Source organism: Candidatus Symbiopectobacterium sp., assembly GCF_020054415.1.
GTDB lineage: Bacteria > Pseudomonadota > Gammaproteobacteria > Enterobacterales > Enterobacteriaceae > Symbiopectobacterium.
The window spans coordinates 1-2,218 of sequence record NZ_JAHWCO010000150.1; the positions used below are offsets into that span (position 1 = coordinate 1).

General features: G+C 45.8%; 4 protein-coding genes. 2 read left to right on the plus strand and 2 right to left on the minus strand.

Annotated elements, in window-relative coordinates; translation table 11 throughout:
* Positions 1–418 (minus strand): phage head-binding domain-containing protein (locus QZ506_RS04525; RefSeq protein WP_291969359.1); only part of this gene is annotated, 418 nt, incomplete at its 3' end.
* 67 nt (positions 419–485) lie between these two features.
* On the opposite strand from QZ506_RS04525, the gene QZ506_RS04530 reads away from it, so the two are divergent.
* Positions 486–815, plus strand: a complete 330-nt coding sequence (locus QZ506_RS04530) for an Arc family DNA-binding protein (protein ID WP_367272970.1) — start codon at positions 486–488, stop codon at positions 813–815.
* The gene (locus QZ506_RS04535; RefSeq protein ID WP_291969360.1) at positions 812–1,009 is read left to right on the plus strand and encodes a hypothetical protein; all 198 of its coding nucleotides are present in this window, start codon (positions 812–814) and stop codon (positions 1,007–1,009) included. Before QZ506_RS04530 ends, QZ506_RS04535 begins: the two co-directional genes overlap by 4 nt.
* On the opposite strand, the gene QZ506_RS04540 is transcribed toward QZ506_RS04535, so the two are convergent.
* Positions 990–1,169 carry a hypothetical protein gene (locus QZ506_RS04540; protein WP_291969362.1) on the minus strand — a complete coding sequence of 60 codons (180 nt, stop codon included), beginning with the start codon at positions 1,167–1,169 and terminating at the stop codon, positions 990–992. The two genes, QZ506_RS04535 and QZ506_RS04540, sit on opposite strands and share 20 nt — an antisense overlap.
* Positions 1,170–2,218 lie beyond the last annotated feature (1,049 nt).

Below are 2,218 nucleotides of genomic sequence, written 5' to 3' on the forward strand. Positions count from 1 at the left end.
CAGTTCCAACTAAATATGTATTATCCGGTGAAAAACCAACAAGGTCAGCACCTCCCGGAGATGCAATTTCTACCCGTAACTGATCCGGGTCATACTTCAGCACATTCGGGAAATAGAATTGCTGCACGTTGTAGGCGTCGTAAATCGCCATAGAATGGCCCTGCACGGTTACAAACCTGGCAATCTGCCCGTTGTATACCGGATAGCCGCCAGAATTGATAACAATGGGCTGTGCTACAGGTACGTGGCTACCGTCCTCGTTTTCGATATAAACCTGTATCTGGTTGTCGGGGAGCGTCGGATCGGAATCAATCTGGCCGATGTAGATTTTACCGTTGGCGTTGGCCTTGAAAGAGCGTGCGAGCGTGAAAAGTTGACTGGGTTGGCTTACAACAATGTTTGGTGTGATATCCGCCATTATTTTCTCCGGGCGTGAGTAGTCCCCACAGCGCTGGTCTGCGGTAATTGGTTTATTTAATAAAGCAATGGAAGCACTGTGCCTTTATTGTGGGGGAAAAAAATCCCGCCTATTATCCCCTGATGTGCATATGGGGGATGGTATGGCGCGGGATGACGATAAATTCACTGTCCGCATGCCGCAAGGGATGCGTGATAAGTTGGCGCTCAGAGCAAAAGCAAATAACCGTTCGGTGAACGCTGAGTACGTGCAAATTCTACAAGACGCCCTAAATGAGCCGCTAAAAATAACCGGATTCTCTAACGAAGCAGAGCGATTGGCTGATCGGCACGCCGAGCAGTTCAAGGCTGTTGTGTTTGAGACGCTTAACACTATGTATGGTAAGGATAAAGCATGAACCAGTGGAACGGCGGTAAGGTTTTGTCAAACGAAGAACTACAGCGCGAAATCAAGAAGCTGAAAAAGCTGGTATTCCTCATGTACTCCAAGCTGCCCCAGAGTGAGCGACAGGCTGTTTTTGATGAGCTAAACCGCACCGGCGATAGAGACGATCTGGATACCAGTTCCAACATCAATAAGTACCGGATTTAATCGCTTCCAGCGTAGAATTATAACTATCACGCTTTGCTTTAGCTGTGGCCTCTGACTCTTCCAACTGACGTTTCAGGCTTTCAAGATGAACGTCTCCGAGGTGGCATTTCATCACCTTAACGGTGAGTTCAAGTTCTGATAAGCGTTCTTCTATGGTCATGGGGTTTCCTTAATGGGAGGTTGGGATGAAGTACGTTATTGCGGCGCTGGTGGCGCTGGCTAGTTTTTCATCATCATCCGCTACTGGGCTTTGTTGAATAAATAGATTTTATGCTGGTAGTCCAGCGAAACGACGGATCCTCGCAACGTAAAATAATGCAGTTAGGCCCCATGAGAAAAGTGTACACCTGAGATGACAAGCGTTTTCAACCAAAACTGGCATGGAAAAACAGCATGATTACCTATTATTCAACAAAGCCCCGCTACTGGAAAATCAGTTAGCGGAGAAGGTATCGAATTGGGTGATGGAGCTGAGCTGGTGACAAACCTCATGCTTTCGTCTAAATATGCTGGTATGTGTGGCGTGTTCCGCCAAATGGTAAAAAAATAGCCATCCATGGCGGAGGTGTCTGTGTACAGATTAATCGTTATTACTGCCAGTTTTTCAACTAGTTATTATTTATTCCCATCACTTAAAGCCATAGCACAAATCATCACGCTCACGATGATTACCGCTGTGTCTTTCGTTGTTGCGGCTTATTATCTGTTTAAGATTCTGGGTGATATGATTAAGTTATCCAAAAATGATAACTGTAAGATTTATCAGGAAAAGGATGGAAATATTACTAGAGTTGATTAATCCTCGCGGGATAACCACGTTATCAAACCAACGCGACCAAGGGTTTTAGCCTCGTCGCTTGATAATGTGCTTGCCCATCGCTCATATGCTTTAGATCGCGTCACCTTACTTTCAATTACGCGCCTAACTTCTGCTCTATCTATACGTGCGCTTTGTGAGCGAAAGATCATTGACTTGAACTCTGGCGACGAAAGCAGCGCATCTGCGGCTTTTATCCTGCTCGTTTTTTCAGCGGAAAGGGCGCTGGATATTACTCCTACCGCACCTACTCCGGGCTTTGTTGAATAAATAGAACTTTTGGGTAATCATCGGAGCAGATCACCACAGTTGTTTCAAAATCAGGTCTCCATGGCAAAACAAAATTTTAAAATCACCAACTGGCCCTCTTATAACAAGGCCCTCAAGCAGCG